Annotated in this window: 16 protein-coding genes; 10 read left to right on the top strand and 6 right to left on the bottom strand. The window is 49.6% G+C overall.

Going from position 1 to position 17,352, the window contains the following annotated elements:
* Positions 1–12: 12 nt before the first annotated feature.
* Positions 13–1,110 (bottom strand): FecR family protein, encoded by a 1,098-nt coding sequence (locus HHL17_RS08795; RefSeq protein WP_169224364.1) that lies wholly within the window; start codon positions 1,108–1,110, stop codon positions 13–15.
* Positions 1,111–1,156: 46 nt separating this feature from the next.
* The gene (locus HHL17_RS08790; RefSeq protein ID WP_169224363.1) at positions 1,157–1,747 is read right to left on the bottom strand and encodes an RNA polymerase sigma factor; all 591 of its coding nucleotides are present in this window, start codon (positions 1,745–1,747) and stop codon (positions 1,157–1,159) included.
* 203 nt (positions 1,748–1,950) lie between these two features.
* Between HHL17_RS08790 and HHL17_RS08785 the strand changes: the two genes are divergently transcribed.
* Entirely contained in the window at positions 1,951–2,994 is a 1,044-nt protein-coding gene (locus tag HHL17_RS08785; RefSeq protein ID WP_169224362.1) for an ArsO family NAD(P)H-dependent flavin-containing monooxygenase, read from the top strand.
* Between the two features lie 2 nt (positions 2,995–2,996).
* On the opposite strand, the gene HHL17_RS08780 is transcribed toward HHL17_RS08785, so the two are convergent.
* Positions 2,997–3,815, bottom strand: a complete 819-nt coding sequence (locus HHL17_RS08780) for a carcinine hydrolase/isopenicillin-N N-acyltransferase family protein (protein ID WP_206155942.1) — start codon at positions 3,813–3,815, stop codon at positions 2,997–2,999.
* 137 nt (positions 3,816–3,952) lie between these two features.
* Here HHL17_RS08780 and HHL17_RS08775 point away from each other — a divergent pair, with 137 nt between their 5' ends.
* Positions 3,953–4,798, top strand: a complete 846-nt coding sequence (locus HHL17_RS08775) for a carboxylesterase family protein (protein ID WP_169224361.1) — start codon at positions 3,953–3,955, stop codon at positions 4,796–4,798.
* 5 nt (positions 4,799–4,803) lie between these two features.
* On the opposite strand, the gene HHL17_RS08770 is transcribed toward HHL17_RS08775, so the two are convergent.
* Positions 4,804–5,541, bottom strand: coding sequence for a DUF4397 domain-containing protein (locus HHL17_RS08770; RefSeq protein WP_169224360.1), 738 nt, complete (start codon positions 5,539–5,541; stop codon positions 4,804–4,806).
* A gap of 178 nt (positions 5,542–5,719) precedes the next feature.
* On the opposite strand from HHL17_RS08770, the gene HHL17_RS08765 reads away from it, so the two are divergent.
* The 4 genes from HHL17_RS08765 (at position 5,720) to HHL17_RS08750 (ending at position 11,669) form a co-directional block, all read left to right on the top strand.
* Positions 5,720–6,403, top strand: coding sequence for a response regulator (locus HHL17_RS08765; RefSeq protein WP_169224359.1), 684 nt, complete (start codon positions 5,720–5,722; stop codon positions 6,401–6,403).
* 122 nt (positions 6,404–6,525) lie between these two features.
* The gene (locus tag HHL17_RS08760) at positions 6,526–9,591 is read left to right on the top strand and encodes a SusC/RagA family TonB-linked outer membrane protein (RefSeq protein WP_169224358.1); all 3,066 of its coding nucleotides are present in this window, start codon (positions 6,526–6,528) and stop codon (positions 9,589–9,591) included.
* A 12-nt stretch (positions 9,592–9,603) separates the two neighbouring features.
* The gene (locus HHL17_RS08755; protein ID WP_169224357.1) at positions 9,604–11,040 is read left to right on the top strand and encodes a RagB/SusD family nutrient uptake outer membrane protein; all 1,437 of its coding nucleotides are present in this window, start codon (positions 9,604–9,606) and stop codon (positions 11,038–11,040) included.
* Positions 11,041–11,243: 203 nt separating this feature from the next.
* A complete protein-coding gene (locus HHL17_RS08750) occupies positions 11,244–11,669 on the top strand; it encodes an SRPBCC family protein (RefSeq protein WP_169224356.1) in 426 nt (141 codons plus the stop codon).
* 45 nt (positions 11,670–11,714) lie between these two features.
* On the opposite strand, the gene HHL17_RS08745 is transcribed toward HHL17_RS08750, so the two are convergent.
* Both HHL17_RS08745 and HHL17_RS08740 read right to left on the bottom strand, forming a co-directional pair.
* Positions 11,715–12,467: a patatin-like phospholipase family protein gene (locus HHL17_RS08745; RefSeq protein ID WP_169224355.1), complete on the bottom strand. Its 753-nt coding sequence runs from the start codon at positions 12,465–12,467 to the stop codon at positions 11,715–11,717.
* A 70-nt stretch (positions 12,468–12,537) separates the two neighbouring features.
* The gene (locus HHL17_RS08740; protein ID WP_169224354.1) at positions 12,538–13,626 is read right to left on the bottom strand and encodes a hypothetical protein; all 1,089 of its coding nucleotides are present in this window, start codon (positions 13,624–13,626) and stop codon (positions 12,538–12,540) included.
* A 77-nt stretch (positions 13,627–13,703) separates the two neighbouring features.
* Here HHL17_RS08740 and HHL17_RS08735 point away from each other — a divergent pair, with 77 nt between their 5' ends.
* From HHL17_RS08735 to HHL17_RS08720, 4 genes are all read left to right on the top strand, one after another.
* Positions 13,704–14,423 (top strand): response regulator transcription factor, encoded by a 720-nt coding sequence (locus HHL17_RS08735; protein WP_169224353.1) that lies wholly within the window; start codon positions 13,704–13,706, stop codon positions 14,421–14,423.
* A complete protein-coding gene (locus HHL17_RS08730) occupies positions 14,407–15,765 on the top strand; it encodes a sensor histidine kinase (protein ID WP_169224352.1) in 1,359 nt (452 codons plus the stop codon). The genes HHL17_RS08735 and HHL17_RS08730 overlap by 17 nt, the downstream gene beginning before the upstream one ends.
* Positions 15,766–15,874: 109 nt before the next feature.
* On the top strand, positions 15,875–16,363 hold the full coding sequence (locus tag HHL17_RS08725) for a hypothetical protein (protein WP_169224351.1): 489 nt from the start codon (positions 15,875–15,877) through the stop codon (positions 16,361–16,363).
* A 19-nt stretch (positions 16,364–16,382) separates the two neighbouring features.
* The gene (locus tag HHL17_RS08720) at positions 16,383–17,300 is read left to right on the top strand and encodes a bestrophin family protein (RefSeq protein ID WP_169224350.1); all 918 of its coding nucleotides are present in this window, start codon (positions 16,383–16,385) and stop codon (positions 17,298–17,300) included.
* The last annotated feature ends 52 nt before the right edge of the window (positions 17,301–17,352 follow it).

The raw sequence follows: 17,352 nt of genomic DNA, 5'->3' as shown, positions 1-17,352 counted from the left end.
GTTGTAGCTTTTTTAAAAAATCGTCACCTCTCTACCGGAAATTTTATACTGTTTACGACTGATATAACATATGTTGTCCAGCATTCCCGTGAAACTATCTGTTTTGAACATCACGGTAATATTCTTTTCGATATCCTGTTTGTTTTTCCAGCTGACGGAATAGCCGTAGCGGTCGCAAAGCCTTTCCACTGCGTCTTTGAGTGAAATATCGGTGGCAGTGAAAACACCCTCTTTCCAGGCCGCTACTTTAGTGGCATCGGTTTCACCTACCTGTAAAAGCGTATCACCGGCATTGCAGGAAGCAGCGCAACCGGGCTGTAATATCAATGCCCTGGCATTTTTCGGATGTGCTTTTACCTGTATTTTCCCCTGCAGCAGGGACACACGCGTGTTCTTCTCTCCGGCATAGGCTTCCACATTAAATCGTGTGCCCAGTACTTTGATGGCCATATCGCGGGTGTGCACCACAAAAGGCCTTTTTTCGCTGGCATGAACATCGAAGAAACCTTCACCAATCAGCGTTACACCACGCTCCTGCCGGTTAAAATCTTTTTTCCACGCAATGGTCGCATGTGCGTTGAGCCATACCCGTGAGCTGTCCGGCAGCGTGACCTGCTTAATACCGGCGGTTTCGTTGGTAACGGTCACCATACCCGCCAGTGCAGGCGATTGGTGCTGTTTACCTGTTTGTTGCCGCCATAACCAACCCGTACCGGCTAATAATACGATACTGGCCGCGGCGGCCCATCGTTGCCAATCCCAGGGCTGAAGCCCTGGGCTACGTTGTGGTTCAGGTCCGGTAGCCGCAGGTTTTTGTCCGGAGGTGTGGTCCGCAGGTAGTGAGCTGCGGTAGCCGGTCACGAATTGTTGTTGATGCCTGGTATCCACGGGGTCCATCCCGGAGGCATGATCCGCTGACAGGGTGCCACGGAAGTTGGCCAGGAACTGTTGCCGCCGGAGGTCTGCTTCCAGTCCTTCCAGGTCGACAGGTGTTCCCGCTCCCAGACTGTTATACCATTTGTCCAGGACCGCCAGTTCTTCAGGGGTGCATTTCCCTGCATGAAATTTTTCTAACAGGGCTTGTGCCCCGGGATAATTTTGCGGTGTCATCTACTAAAGAATACCCGATGCGAAAGAAATGTTAACTACGCCAACGTTAAGAAATTGTAAACAACATCCAGGCAGATACCAGACTGACTGCCAGCGAAGGATTAGCTTTAATATGTGTCTTTACCTGCTTGAGGGCACGGCAGTATAACACACGGGCGGACGCCGCATCTATATCGAGCATACCGGCGATCTGCTGGTAGGAATAATGATGACGCACCCGTAAGGTCATCAGCTGTTGCTGGCTGGGTGATAAAGTGTCCAGTGCCTCATTGAGAATGGCTTCCTGCAACCCGTACAGTTCTTCCTGGGCAAAAGTGCCCGGCGTTTCCAGCGAATCATTTAATAATGTTTCCAGCTGTTTAAGATGTGCCTGATAACGGCCTGCTGTACGGTAATACTTAAATATACGGAGCTTAAGGGCATGCAAAAGATAATACTCAAGACCTTCATCTTTAGGAGCAGTTTCCCATTTCTCCCACAGGGAAAGAAAAACATCCTGCACAATATCAAACGCGTCGTGTGCATTGGTTTTGGCCACAGCAATGGCCAGCAGCTTGTTCCAGTAAACACCCACAGATTGCTCAAAATCCGCCACAGCGCCGACTTTACAGGAATTGATTGGTTTATGCACGGTCATAAAAGGAAATATAACAGTCTCAACAAAAGTAATCGTTCAATATTACGTGGATATTAATTTTCTTAACAGGACAGGCTTTCCCTGTATATATGTTACAACATCTGCTGTATGGTCGGCACATCGTGATACCGAATATAATCCTGTTTTTTGAAAAAAGAAATACCCTGTTTGGCTGGCTGGGCATATTATCGTAAACTACATACATGGAATATGATGTAATTATCATTGGTGGCGGTCAAAGTGCATTGGCAGTAGCTTATTATCTCCGGCGCACCTCCCTGCGTTATCTCCTGCTTGACGGAGAAGCGCGTCCGGGAGGCTCCTGGCAACATGGATGGCATTCTCTTTCCCTTTTTTCACCGGCATTATGGAGCTCGTTGCCCGGTGTGCTGATGCCCGGCGGCCAGCAATACTATCCTTCCCGCGATGAAACGATCCGGTATCTGCAGGAATATGAGCGCCGTTATCAGTTCCCGGTACAAAGGCCCGTAAAAGTGTTGCGGGTGGAAAAACAGGCTAACGGCTACCAGTTAGATACCACCGCCGGCACCTACCATGCCCGCGCAGTCATCAGCGCCACCGGCAGTTTCGTCAATCCATACCTACCGGATATTCCCGGGAAAGAGCGCTTTCGGGGCACCCTGCTTCACTCCTCCTCGTACCAGTCGCCGGAGCTGTTCAGGGACCAGCGTGTAGCCGTGGTCGGGGAAGGCAACTCCGGCGCGCAGATACTGGCAGACCTGGCGCCCATGGCCGATACCCTGTGGATTACACGGCAGCCGCCCACTTTCCTTCCAGACGATATTGACGGTAAATACCTCTTCGACGCCGCTACCATGCAGTATGAAGCCATGCAACAGGGCAGGGACTTTCAGCGGCCTTCCCTTGGCCAGATCGTCATGGTGCCCCCGGTGAAAGCAGCGAGGGACAGCGGTGTCTATCAACATTACCTGCCTGCCTTCGATTATTTTTATGAAGACGGTATTGCCTGGGAGAACGGACAAAAAGAAACCGTCGATACCGTTATCTTCTGTACCGGCTTCCGGCCTGCACTGGCACATCTGCTGCCACTGGGTATTATGCAGGCCAACGGTAAAATCAACACCCGTGGCACCGCGGCCACAGATATGCCAGGACTATGGCTGGTAGGTTACGGACAATGGACCGGCTTCGCCTCGGCTACCCTGATCGGCGTAGGCAGAACAGCCCGGAAAACAGCGGAAGAAGTAATTGCTTATCTCCAATGAAATTAGCGCAGCCAGATCGTCTGCGACCGTGGCTTTGCAAATTCAGCCTTTAAGTCCAGCTTTGTCTGTTTGGTATTATCCAGTTTATATACCAATACAAATTCCATATCGGTAATATTAATGAAGCTTGTATAGAGCGTACCATACGCTTTTTGTTGCGGCCCAACAACGGCCATGGGCTGTACTGCCTTTGCTGCAATATTGCCCACTTCCTTCAATCCTACCGGGGCATTGCCAGCCTCCAACTGCTTTACTGCCGCTTCCATGGCTGCATAACGGGGGCAGGGATAATTGCCTTTTTCTTTATCGGTCAGCAAGAAATTGGTGGCCATCAGCACATTGTTTTGAATATTGACCAGATTCCGCTTACCATTGACCCATTCCACAACGGTAGCATGTCCTGAACGATCGCCAAACAACAAATGCCCATCTGTCAGTGCTACCTTTTTTTCTTCCAACAATGCCAATGCATCTTCCACTGTATGGCATCGCGCCAATATTTCATCTCCCAGATTGCCTACAGGATTATGATACCCTTTGATGCGGGCTTCTTCAGGCGTAACTGCGCCATCAAAGAACAATCCCGCCTCATTGACCCCTCCCTGTGCATGTTTTCCCCACCCATACCATAGTCTCGCCAGCCTATCGTCTTCATGTGGAAGGATACGGATATACGGGGATACATCAAACCAGTAATCTTCGTTGTTGACAGCATAAATCTTTCCGGTTTTAGCATCTATATAATACAAAATAGAACAGGCAACAGCCGGGGCCAGGCTTGTCAGCAGGAGCAGACAACAACAGATCAGCACTTTCATCATGATGCAGTTTTTGTTTAATGAAAGTTACCTCATCCGCTGCTACTAATCGCGCTCTTCACATACTTCAAGATAAATTGGTCCCATTTTTTCCGGATGTAACGAAAGATTGGTACAACTTATGGTAGTAGCCCCTTTGTATGAAAAAGCTATTGTTCCTTTGCTTATGCGGGCTGTCATCATGGATGGCCAACGCACAAAAGCCCACAGGTTATTCCCTCATCCGTACCATGCCAGACAAAGGCAAAGCCGACAGTATTAAAAATGTCCTCCGGGAGATGGACCCACGTCCTTTTGAGGCCTTGTCATTCCGGACAGTCTGCTATCGCCTGATGAAGCCCCAGTCTTTACAGAAGCATAAACGTTACCCGCTGGTATTGGTGCTGCATGGCTCCGGAGCGGTAGGTACCGACAATAACAGTCAGCTGGGCCTTCTCGCCAAATTATGGGCGCAGCCCCGTATCCGTCGGAATTATCCGGCATTTGTAGTGGCGCCGCAGTTTCCCGAGCGCTCTTCCAACTACGTTATGGACAGCAGCCGGCACACGCTGGTATCTGAGCCGGGGCCCAATACCAATACGGTACTGGCCCTGGTGGATTCTTTGAAGAAAGTGCTGCCGGTAGATGGCAGACGCATATATGTGATTGGTTTCTCTATGGGAGCTTCGAGCGTTATCAACAGCATTGGTTTGCGGCCCGACCTTTTCGCCGCCGGTGTGGCCATTTCCGGCGTCCCCGATTTCGATCATCTGCCAGCGCTGGAGGCTACGCCATTATGGGTGGTCCATGGTAATGCCGATACAGAAAATCCTTACCGTACAGATTCTATATTAATCCGTACCCTGCAAGGCCGCCAGCTGCGGGCCTGGGAGATAGATCAGCTGCAACACGAGATATACAGTGAGTTATATACTACCGACCTATTGCCCGAATGGCTGTTTAGCCACACCCGTTGGTTCACCTGGCAAAGCAGTATGCAGGAATAATATGATCAGTGGCGGACCTGTCCAAGGGCCAGCGCGTAAGGAGGTTGCCCTTTCACGAGGCCTTGCAGATAGAGGGTGAAAACACCTCTCTCATTGAGTTTTACCCGGGGGATGTCCAACAGGGTTTCCAGTGATTCGTTTCTCCACTGTTTCACTTTTACCTGGTACACGCCTCCTTTTACAGCTCTGAAAGCTGCTACCGCAGCGGGGTTGCGCTGAGAGGCCAGGTAAGGCACCGCCGCGCCGGTGAGCCGGATGCTGTCTGTTGCCATGAACAGGTCCACCACAACCGGCGCCGCATCTGCGGAAAGATGCAGGAAACGCACCTGTGCGCTGCCTGCGGCAGGGGCAGGAATGTCATCCGGCACAAGGGTATAATTGAGCCTTGACGGGCTTCCCCGAAGGGTATCATAAATAAACAGGGAGTATTTTTTTCCGTGCTCTATACGCAGGCTGTCGGCAATGACTACTTTTCCATCTGCCGTTTCCACCATCAGGTCGTCGGTATCCTCTGTGGTAACACTGCGGTAGGCGCTGCCATACCGGCTGCTGTAACTACCATAGGATAATTTGTTCACCCTTCTTCTGTCGTTATACACCACACTCACGGGGCCGGCCTGCGGCGCCGCGTTTACTGCCATCAGCAGGGCCTGTTGAGTAGCCGGTCTGCTTTTGTCTTCCTCACAGGAAACAAAAACAAACGTAGTCAATACTGCTGGTAGCAAGGTCTTCCAATTCGTCATAAAAATCGCAAAAATAAAAGATGTCTATTGATAAGACATTAAAAAAAATAACTCCCCCTACCCGATAATGTAAAATTAACAGGCCTTTTTGATTAAAAACGATGCATGGCGTATTAGAATATTTTAATGCAACACGGAGAATAAGTGTGGTGGCTTAATTTAGCCTCACCTTACAATTATGAACATCTTATTGATAGAAGACGAACCCAGCGTAGCAGCATTTATCAGAAAAGGACTGGAAGCACATCAACATACGGTTACAGTAGCATATGACGGACAAGACGGCTGCCATGTGGCCCTACAATATGATTACGACCTGGTGATACTGGACCGGCTGTTGCCCTCCCTTCATGGGCTGGAAGTTTGCCGCCGCATCAAATCCATGAAAAAAGGCCTGCCTGTACTGATGTTAACCGCATTAGGAACGGTGAGAGATAAAGTACAGGGCTTTGAAAGCGGAGCAGACGACTACATGCCCAAACCTTTCCATTTCGAGGAGCTGCTCGCCCGCATCCAGGCGCTGCACCGCCGTGCGCAGACCAGTGCGCCTGCCGCCATATACCGCGTGGCCGACCTGGAAATGAATTGTTATAACCGCACCGTTTTCAGGGATGGCAAGGAAATTCTCCTTACGATAAAAGAGTATGCGCTGCTGGAAGTGCTTATCACTAACAAAAACAAGGTGCTATCCCGCGCCTATATGGCCGAAACCGTGTGGGGCATCGATTTCAACAGGGGCACTAACCTGATAGATGTATACATCAACTACCTGCGTTCCAAGGTGGACAAAGGTTTCAGCCAACCGCTCATTCATACCGTTATCGGTGTCGGATATGTACTGAGAGAAATTACGAATTCGTAATGCGTAATTTCTAATTGCCTTCTAACAGTTGCCCGCCCTCTCTTAATTCCGCTCTAATACACTGCCACTAGCTTTGCACCCGTATTCAACAGCCTATTCATTTATTCATTACACAACTGATTATGCACATCAAATCTATTCTCCTGTTTGTAGCATTGCTGGCCGTATCACTTGCCGGCATAGCACAGCAACGGACTATCCGGGGAACTGTTACCGATTCACTGACGCAGCAACCTTTGATCGGTGTTACGGTGGCGGTGCCAGGTACTGCCACCGGCGTAGTTACCGACGCTAACGGCCATTACAATATCGTATTACCTAACGGAAAGAACACGCTGCGATTTTCGTATATAGGTTACAGTGACTTATCCATTAAAACAATTCCGGGCAATGATGAATTAAACGCATTCCTTTCTGCTGTAGCACAGTCGCTCAACAGTGTGGTCATCACCGGCTATACGCAGCAAAGCAAATCCCGTACAACCGGCGCCGTTACCAGCCTGCCTACGGCCGTTACCACCCAGGCACCGGTAGCATCGTTCGATGTGATGCTGCAGGGACGTGCTCCCGGTCTGTATGTAGGCACACCAACCGGTCAGCCGGGAGAAGCCGGCCGCGTCTCCATCCGTGGCCTCGGTTCCATCAACGGCGATGTGAACCCGCTGTATGTAGTAGATGGCGTACCGGTAGCGAACAACTCATTTGCAGCACTCAACCCGGAAGACTTTGAAACCATCCATGTGCTTAAAGATGCTGCCGCCACCGCGCAATACGGCTCCCGCGCCGCCAATGGCGTGATCGTTATCACCACCAAAAAAGGAAAGGCATGGGAAGACGGGAAAGTACGGGTGAACTACCGCGGCCAGTTTGGTGTGTCAGGCCTCAACAGTAGCAAATGGGACATGATGAACACTGATCAGCGCCTGCAATTTGAAGAAATACTGCAAGACCCCACCCTGCCGGGATGGGCTTATTCCCGCAACAACCCCAACAAACTGGTGAACGGCATCTCAGTACCCAAAACTGCAGAAGACTATACGTTCGGCAATCAATACCTCGACAGCCTCCGGCAAATCAACACCGACTGGCGCAAACACCTGCTGCGCCAGGGCCGTATACAAACGCACAGCCTGAATGTTTCCGGCGGCAACGAAAAAACAACTTTCTATCTCTCTGGTGGTTATTTTAACCAGGAAGGTATTGCGCTCAACTCCGGCATGGAACGTTACAGCCTGCGCGCCAATGTACAAAACCGCAGCGGCAGGTTTAAAACCACGCTCAATATGGGCATCTCTACCGCCACCATCAAATACATACAGGATGAAGGCGTGGCCGAAGAAGGCGGTGCAGCTGTTGGCGGCGGCGGTATCACCGAAAAAAATCCCATAGCGGCGCTGTATTATGCATTGCCTTATGAATCACCTTATGGTAAACCCGGGCCCGGCCGCTATGGCGCCAATGCGCTGGACGCATACGCCAACAGCCTGAAAAAAGACAACCAGATAAAAGCAGTGCTGTCACTGAATGAAACAGTGGAGCTGACAAAAGACTTTCAGTTGACCGGTACCGTGGGCATGGACTTCCAGCAGAACAACACCACCAACTATATGAACCCCGATTCGTGGTACGGTAAACTAGTGAGCAACGGCAACCAGGGCTCCTATCAGCGGGGACTGGCCAACAGGCTGGGGCTGGTGGCCACTGGTGGTGTACGATATAATAAACAGTGGGGAAAGGACCATGAAATAGAAGCCAACCTGTTATCCGAAATCAATAAAATAAAAGGCAATGGTTTCGGGTTCACCGGCTATGGCCTTGTACCAGAGCTGCCTGGCACGCCCAGTGGCATTACACCCGGCACACCTGACAACAACTTCATTCCGGTAGTAAGCGGCCAAACAACACCTAACCGGTTGCTGATATCGCAGATCGCGTTGTTCCGTTATTCCTACGGCGACAAATATACGTTTTCCGCCAGCCTGCGCCGTGATGGCTCCTCACAGGTACCAGCTACCAACCGCTACAAATTCTTTTACGCTATTGGCGGTAACTGGAACATACTGGCAGAAGATTTTCTGAAAGACCAGCAGGCCTTTAGCACGCTGCGCCTGCGCGCCAGCTATGGCCTCACCGGCAATGCCGGTGGCTTCACCAGCGACTACGGATTCAGAACGCTGTACAATCCCGCTGATTACAACGGCAACAAAACGCTGGTCCCCATGACGCCCGGCAACCCTGCCTACAACTGGGAAATGAACCGTATCGGCGACGTAGGGCTGGAATTCGGTTTCTTCCACAACCGCCTGCGTGGTGAAATAGACCTGTACAACCGCGTCACCGAAGGGTTGTTTGTCAATCGTAATCTTTCCCATACCACTGGTTTTCCTACCATCGCCGCCAATGCCGGCAAGGTCCGTAACCGTGGCGTAGAACTGATGCTGGAAGGCGACGCCATCAAAAACAGGGACTTCTCCCTCACCCTGGGCGTGAACCTCGCTTACAACAAAAACAACATCCTGAGCCTTGGCGGAGAAGAGCAGATCTTTGCCGACGAAGCCACCATGAATATTGTTGGCCGGCCACTCGGCAGCTTCTATGCCGTACGCTGGAAAGGCGTAGATCCGCAAACCGGCGCACCCATCTATCTCGACAAAGCAGGTAAAGAAACCAACACCTACAATCCTGACGATGCCGTACCGCTGAAAGCCGTCTATGATCCGCCGCTGATTGGTGGCGCTACCGTGAGCATCCGCTACAAACGTTTCGATTTGTCTATGCTTGTCAGCTTTATCCACGGCATGTCCCGCCTGAACTATCCTGATCTGTACGCACATTCCGGCAGCCCGAACTACCGCCAGTACAGCCAGTCGAAAGACATGCTCAACATCTGGCAGAAGCCCGGTGACATCAGTCAATACCCTGGCGCGCAATATGCCACCTACTTCACTTCCCGCGATGTCACCAGCGCCGACTATGTGAAGCTGCGCAATATCACGCTGGGCTATAATATCCCTGTACCAGTGCGTATGTCCGGCGCCATCCGTAATGTGAAAGTATTTGCCAGTGGTCAGAACCTGCTGTCTATCATGAAATGGCGCGGCTTCGATCCGGAAGACGCCAACGACATTGCACAATACGAATACCCGATGCCACGCACCATTACCGGTGGTATTAACGTCACCTTCTAAATTCTCATGACCATGAACCGTATCATCAAACATATAGCAGTCGTTTGCTGCGCCGCCGCCCTCTCCGTTTACAGCACTTCCTGCAATCATATGCTGGATGTAAAACCCACCGACCAGGTAGATGGGGAAGACATATTCAAATCTCTTTCCACCGTGAACCGCGCCGTGCTCGGCGTTTACGCCGGATGGGAACCGGAACACACCCTGCGTATTGGTTCCGTGATGGCAGACGAATGCCGTATCGGGTTAAAAAATGCCGGTGTGAACGGATCGGCCCAAAACCTGTTCAGATGGGCTTTTTCCGGTGGGGACGCAGAAATTTCCATACCATGGACCAATGCCTATCAGGTCATCAATCGCGCTAACCGTATCCTTGAAGGAATAGACCGTGTGCCCGTTAACAACGCCACGGAAGAGCAGCAAAAGCAGCAGCTGCGTGGGGAATTGCTGGCCATCCGCGCTTTTGAGCACTTTGAGTTGTACCGCAATTACAGTTATGCCGGTGTATACCAACCCGATGCCCCTGCCGTGCCTTATGTGACCAGTGCCGATATCAACAACAAACCTACCCGTCCGGCAGCTGCCGACTTTTTCCGGCAGCTGCAAAGCGACCTGGAAGCAGCGCTCATTATTTCAGGCGATCGTATATCCGACGACGTTACCCGTATGCATACACAGGCCATATATGCCCTACAGGCGAGGGTGGCCTTATACACCGGCAACTGGACCGCGGCCGCCGAAAACGCTACCCGCGCCATAGGTAAACTGACGCTGGCCAGCCGGGAGGAATTCCCCGCCATCTGGACTGATAAAAGCAATACCGAAGTGATCTTTAAACTGAAACGGACCAACCTGAGCACGCTGCGTCCCGGCGATATCTGGAAAAACCCGTCCATCGGCATCGTTTACTTTGCGCCCTCACAAAAACTGTTAAAGGCTTACGACAAAGACAATGATATCCGCTACAGCAGCTATTTCGACCAGGACCCGGCCCTGGCCGCTGACGGCCAGCTCGCCGATGTGGTCCGGAAATATGCAGGGGAAGAAGGAGCCGAAAACCGTAATGATGTGAAAGTATTCCGGGTATCGGAGATGTACCTCATTCGCGCAGAGGCCAATATGCACCTTGGCAAACTGCCGGAGGCCGCAGCAGACCTGAATAGCATCGGCCATGCCCGTATACAGGGATATGAAGCTCCGGTCCTGAATAATGCTCAACAGCTGCTCAAGGCCATTCTGCTGGAAAGATTCAGGGAGCTGCCTTTTGAAGGACATCGTTATTATGATCTGAAAAGGCTGGGACTGCCGGTACAAAGGGACGAGGCTGACCTGCAACAGGGAGATACACAGACCGACCTGTTACCTTCTGCCCTATATTATTACCTGCCCATCCCACAGTCAGAGATATTGAGCAATCCAAATATAAAACCAAACAATAAAGGGTGGTAAACACACAACGGACGTAATCGAAAAATGGGGCTTGATAACAATCAACAAAAAGAAAGGGGCAGTTTTCTACTGCCCCTTAAATCAAAAATAACATTGGCGCAAAACACCTCCTATTTGCCGTTATCACACACGTTCATTCCGCCGAAGTCGCCGTAAGTTTGTATCGTTAACAACAGTCAAAAAATAATCTAAAATATTTTATCATGACAACCGCAAATCAGACTACCATTACCGTTGAAAGCACTATCAACGCCCCTATTGAAAAAGTATGGCAATACTGGAACGCTCCTGAACACATAACCCAATGGTGTGCAGCATCTGACGACTGGCATGCACCGGAAGCCACCAACGACCTGCGTACCGGGGGGAAATTCAGCACCACCATGGCTGCAAAAGACGGCAGCTTCAGCTTCGATTTTGGTGGTGAATACACCGAAATAAAAGAACATGAACTGATCGGTTATATACTGGGTGACGGACGCAAAGTGAAGATCATCTTCAACAGCTACGGTGACACCACGCACATCACGGAAACCTTTGACCCGGAAAGCACCAATTCGCTGGAAATGCAACATGCCGGATGGCAGGCCATCCTGGACAACTTCCGCAAGTACACAGAAAACAATTAACGCCATATATACCAGGCCGGGACGTAAGCGTTCCGGCCTGATTTTTTAATCAGTCAGCACTGTCTCCAGTAACTTCCTCGTATAGTCAAGACCGATAGTATAGATCGCATCAAATTTGCTGAAATCAAAAATCCCATACTTTCCCAGTCCCTCCGGCTCTACAAAAAACTCACATTGCTGTTTGCTTTTCAGCACCGGCTCCTGGATGGCCATATGTACCGTACGTTCCATATTAGCGAAGAAGCCGCCAGCCGGGTTGTACGGCGTCAGCGGGTTCACATGCACGCCGATCACACGGTCGTGTTTCGCCAGCAGCGGTTCCACCGGCAGGTTGCCCGATAGCCCTCCGTCCACATACGGAACACCTTCTATTTCCACTGGCCGGAACAACAACGGAACAGTGGAAGCGGCCAGGATGGCCGGTATCAGCGGACCACGATCAAATATTTTCTGTTCTCCGTTAGCGAAGTTGGTAGCAGCCACATACAGCGGCAGCGGCAATGTTTCAAAAGTAGTATGCCGCAGGTTTTTCTTTAATGCGTCTTCCACCTTCTTCAGCGACAAAAAGCCGCCACGCCAGTTTTTCCATTCCATAGATAATCCCAGTTTCTGTTGCTGGAATATTTCCCTGACTTCATCCGTATGAAATCCGTCGCAGATAAATGCGGCGGCGATAGAGCCAGCGCTGGTGGCGGAAATAGCTTCCGGAAAAATCTGCCGTTCGGCAAAGGCTTTTAATACTCCCAGGTGGGCATATCCCCGGGCGCCGCCCCCGGATAATACAAACGGACGTAACATAGGCAAATGGGATGCGGTTTAATGCATGTCCGAAGATAGCCAAAAAAACAAACGCACTGAAGCATTAGGATCATAAAGCTGTGACCAGAGTACTCAGGGTGGTTAATGTCAGCTGATCCCCCTGTCGGTTCAGCAAGCCTCTTTCTTCCATTTGTTTTAACGTTGTGATTACTTCTTCCGGTGTCAGGATTTTTTTAAACTTATTGATAAGTAATGTCGTTGCCGCCTGCCCTTTAAACCCGAAATGAATAGAGCGCATAAAACTATCTTCCCTCGCTGAGAGATCATGAAAATAAAATATTTTGAAGACGGCTTTTTGCGCCAAAGCGGCTGTTATCGGTTCATACTCGCCCATCAGAAAAGTAACGCTTGCGTAATCGAGCGTGTCCCACTTTCCGAAATAATAAGTCTGGCCTTCAAATTTGAGTTGAGAAAAACGCTGTTCCTGTACCTGGCTTAGCGAGGACTTAGCTGTGGATAACTCTATTTTGATTTTTCCATGTAATATTTCCTTCCAGCGTAGTATATCCTCCTCCGTTATTACAATTTCCACTATCGCCGAAGAAGGGCTTTTCCAGGTACTAGTATCCATTTCCAGTCCTTCCACAATGGAAAGACCTTTACCATTTGTGCATCTTACGATGGAGCTGATATTATCATCTTTTACGCTGGCAAAAATACCATGCCTGCTTCCCGGCGCATTGGTTTTGAGTTTTCGGTTGCTTTCCCTGTTCATATCGCAATGAAAACACACTCCTTTATGGCGGGCCGCCATTTCTTTTAACATAAGCTTTCCACAGTCTGCGCAACTAACGCCGAGATGCCGTTGCGGCCAGCGTGGACAATCATCAGTATACTCATCAGGAGAGGGAAAATAGAATTCAAGGCCGTATTGCACAGCAGCCATTTGTCCCCACTGATTGACGAGAAATGCTTCAACAGACCTCAACGACTCTTCATCAGGTATCCTGAAGTTCGTATCAGGCTCCACTGAACCCAGGAAATGCTCATAAAATGTTTCTCTCCCCGCACGGGTGTACAACGTCAGGCACAGATGCCAACCTTCTGTATCGCCATCCCATACCGCTTCCAGCGCCAGTGGTTTGCCGCCTGCGGCGGCTATCTTCGTACAGAGATCATCATAGGTGGATAGAGACATATATTTTTTTGTTAAAGCAAGATAGAAATATTTTACCGGGGATGCGCTTTAGTCGACATGTCCTATATTTGTTGTGTATGAAATTATTATTAGTAGAGGACGAACCGGCGGTAGTATCCGTGATCACGCGCGGTTTGGCGGAAGCCGGCTATGAAGTGAGCGTAGCGCCTGATGGCGCCAGCGGCCTGCGTATGGCCCTCGACAATCCCTCTTTTTTACTGATCATACTGGACGTGATGCTCCCCAACATGAACGGGATAGAGGTATGCCGTGCCCTGCGCGCCGCGCAGGTGGCCACGCCCATCCTCATGCTCACCGCGCTGGGCACCACCGAAAACATCGTGATGGGGCTGGACAGCGGCGCAGACGATTACCTGGTAAAGCCCTTCAAACTGGCCGAACTGGAAGCCCGTATCCGCAGCCTGCTGCGGCGTAAAAGTAATATAGCCGCTCCCGTTACCATTAACGAGCAGCAGGGCTTGTTGCAGGTAGGCGACCTGGAGCTGAATACTGACACCAAGGCGGCCAACAGACAGGGTAAAACCATACAGCTCACCGCCACGGAATACCGCCTGCTGGAATACCTGATGAAAAATCCCCGTAAAGTATTGTCCCGCATGGAAATACTGGAACAGGTATGGGGCATCGACTTCAATATGAACACCAAAGTGGTGGATGTCTATATTAACTATCTCCGGAAAAAAATCAACAAAAACAATCTCCCTGAACTGATACAAACCGTAACAGGACTGGGTTATATGTTAAAGGAACAAACGGCGGATGAAAATACGCACTAAAATACTGCTCATCTTTGCCGGTCTCACCATTTCCACAATCATGGTGATGAGCGTTCTTGTGTATTATTTTGCCAACCAGCATTCCTTTGAAGATTTTTATAAACGGCTCGAAATACGCGCCTATCTTACCGCCCGGGCCTCCCTTCCTTATTACGAGGCTGATTCTGTGATCTACAACGAGATCCGGGATGAACACCTGGAAAAACTGCCTGCAGAAAAAGAATACCTGTTGCAGGTAACCGATACCGGCCATATACAGCAAGACAGCAGCCTGAAACTGCCTGTCAGCTTCTATCAACAGGTACTGACCAACAGTAAGGCCACCCACCGGGATGGCAACCGTTTCTACGAAGGGGTATTATACAAAAGCAAACAAGGACTTTATATTGTTATTGTATCAGCTATTAACCAGTACAGCAGCGAATACCTGGGGTGGCTGCGCAAAATTTTACTGATCTGTTGTATTGTGTCTTCCGCTATCCTGATTGCGGTGGGCATTTTCTTCTCGCGGTATATTTTCCGGCCTATCCGGGACATTATGCACCAGGTAAAAAGTATCAGCTCCCGAAACCTCCATCTGCGGCTCAATGCCAAAGACAGCCGCGATGAGATCAATGAACTGGCCACTACGTTCAACAATATGCTGGACCGCCTGGAGACCGCTTTTGAAACACAGAACAACTTTGTCAGCAACGCGTCTCATGAGCTGAGTACCCCGCTCACCGCTATCATCGGGGAAGCGGAACTGGCACTCAATAAAGACAGAACGCCCGAAAATTATATGGCCGCCCTGCGCAGCATCCTCAGCGAAGCCGGCCGTCTCGAGCACATCACCAAAAGCCTGCTTCACCTTGCACAGACCGGCTTCGACGGTAAAAAGCAGGACTGGGGCCTGGTGCGTATGGACGAGCTGCTATTTACCATCAAAAGCACCGTTGACAAAATACATCCGGACAATAAAGTAGAGATCGACTACAGCCTCTTTCCGGAGGAAGAAGAAAAACTGTCTGTCAATGGTAATGAACAACTGCTGGAACTGGCGCTGAGCAACATTGTGATGAATGCCATCAAATACTCCAACAACCAGCCTGTTTCCATCGTACTGGCGGCTACCGACCAGAAAGTGATCATCAATGTTAAAGACCACGGTATCGGCATTCCCCCCAACGATATCCCTTATATCTTCTCTCCCTTTTTCCGCGCCTCCAATACCGGCCATTTTAAAGGCTACGGTATCGGTCTGCCGCTGGCCATGAACATCATCCGGATGCACAAGGGCGATATCCTGGTGGAGAGCCAGATAAACGTCGGAACTGAGATCAGGGTTGAACTCCCACTGTAGCGGCTGCTATTCTTACCGTTTTCTTACCACATTCTTACCATCTTTTAACCCCCTTCTTACCGCTTACTAACCTGCGGCTGGTAGTTTTGTGATCATAAAAGCAACAGCTATGAAAAATATACTCATTCCGACCGACTTCTCCATACGTTCACTGGGATATGTGCACAGCGTTGTAGCACATTACCCCAACGAATCTGTGAATATCATTTTTATGCATGCCCTGCATATGCCCGATTCATTGTTTGACTTCATTACGTATACCCGTAACAGTAGGCATATCGAATTGATCACCGCTGATTTTAAAGATGGTTGTGAAATCATCCGTAATAAATATGCGTCTTCTGTCAGCAAGTTGAAAGTGGAGTTCTTCCATGGCAATACCAGGGCGGCGTTCCGCAATTTCTGCCTGGCACAGAACGTAGATGTGATTTTGCAGCCAACAGACAACGATTTTGTTTGTCCTTCGAAAAGAAGCTACAACCCGATCAAACTGATCGCTGCCTCTAAATATCCTTTAATTAAAACAACATTGACCGGCTCTACCCGGAAGATAATAGCCAAATCAACTATTTCTGCATTGTTGATGGCTACAGAATAACCTCTAAAACCAGGGTGCTATGTTACTAAAGAAGAATATCCCCTTAAAATATGTATTCGGTAAAATCAAGTATGAGATGCTGCTGGTAGCGGTGTATACCATGGTCATCAATACGCTGTACTACCGTTTTGATTTAACCTTTATCAGTATTCCGATAGCCGTCCCGATGGTATTGGTTACCATATTATCGATGCTACTGGCTTTCCGCTCCAATCAGGCGTATGACCGGTGGTGGGAAGCCCGGAGCATCTGGGGCGCTATCGTTAATGATTCCCGTTCCCTGACAAGACAGGTCTTGAGTTTGATGGATGCAACATATCAATCAGAAGAACTGCAGCATTTTCAGGAACGATTTGTAAAGCGGCAGGCAGCGTGGTGCTATAGTCTCGGCCAGGCATTAAGAAAAACAGATCCGGTAAAAGGGTTGGACAGGTTAATAAGCAGAAGGGAGTTAAACTATTTGATGAAGTATGATAATGTACCGGCTGCCTTGTTGCTTTTACACGGTAAAGATTTGAAAGAAGCGCTGAACAATGGCTGGATCAACCAGTACCAACAGGTAAGCATAGACCAGACCTTATCACGCCTGTGTGATTCCATGGGTAAATGCGAAAGGATCAAGAACACGGTATTCCCGGCCACTTACAGCCTTTATACCCACTTTACGCTGATCTTTTTCATCCTGTTATTGCCTTTTGCCCTGATAGATGTACTGGGCTTTATGGAGATACCCCTGGTAATTGCCATTGCCTCTGCTTTCATGCTGATAGAAAAGATGGGCATCAACTTACAGGACCCGTTCGAAAATAAACCTACAGATACGCCGGTAACAACCATTGCACGCAATATTGAAAAAGATCTGCGGCAGATGTTACAGGAACAATACGAACCACAAGAGGAAGTATTGGAAACAGAAAGAAGGTATTATGTACTATAGACAATCCGCTCATGTGTCAGTTAACGTCTAAGACAAGGACGTAATTTTATAG

Origin of the sequence: Chitinophaga fulva (assembly GCF_012927205.1) — a bacterium.
Lineage (GTDB): Bacteria > Bacteroidota > Bacteroidia > Chitinophagales > Chitinophagaceae > Chitinophaga > Chitinophaga fulva.
The sequence above is the reverse complement of the archived record's forward strand: the minus strand, read 5'-3'. Positions and strand labels throughout refer to the sequence as shown.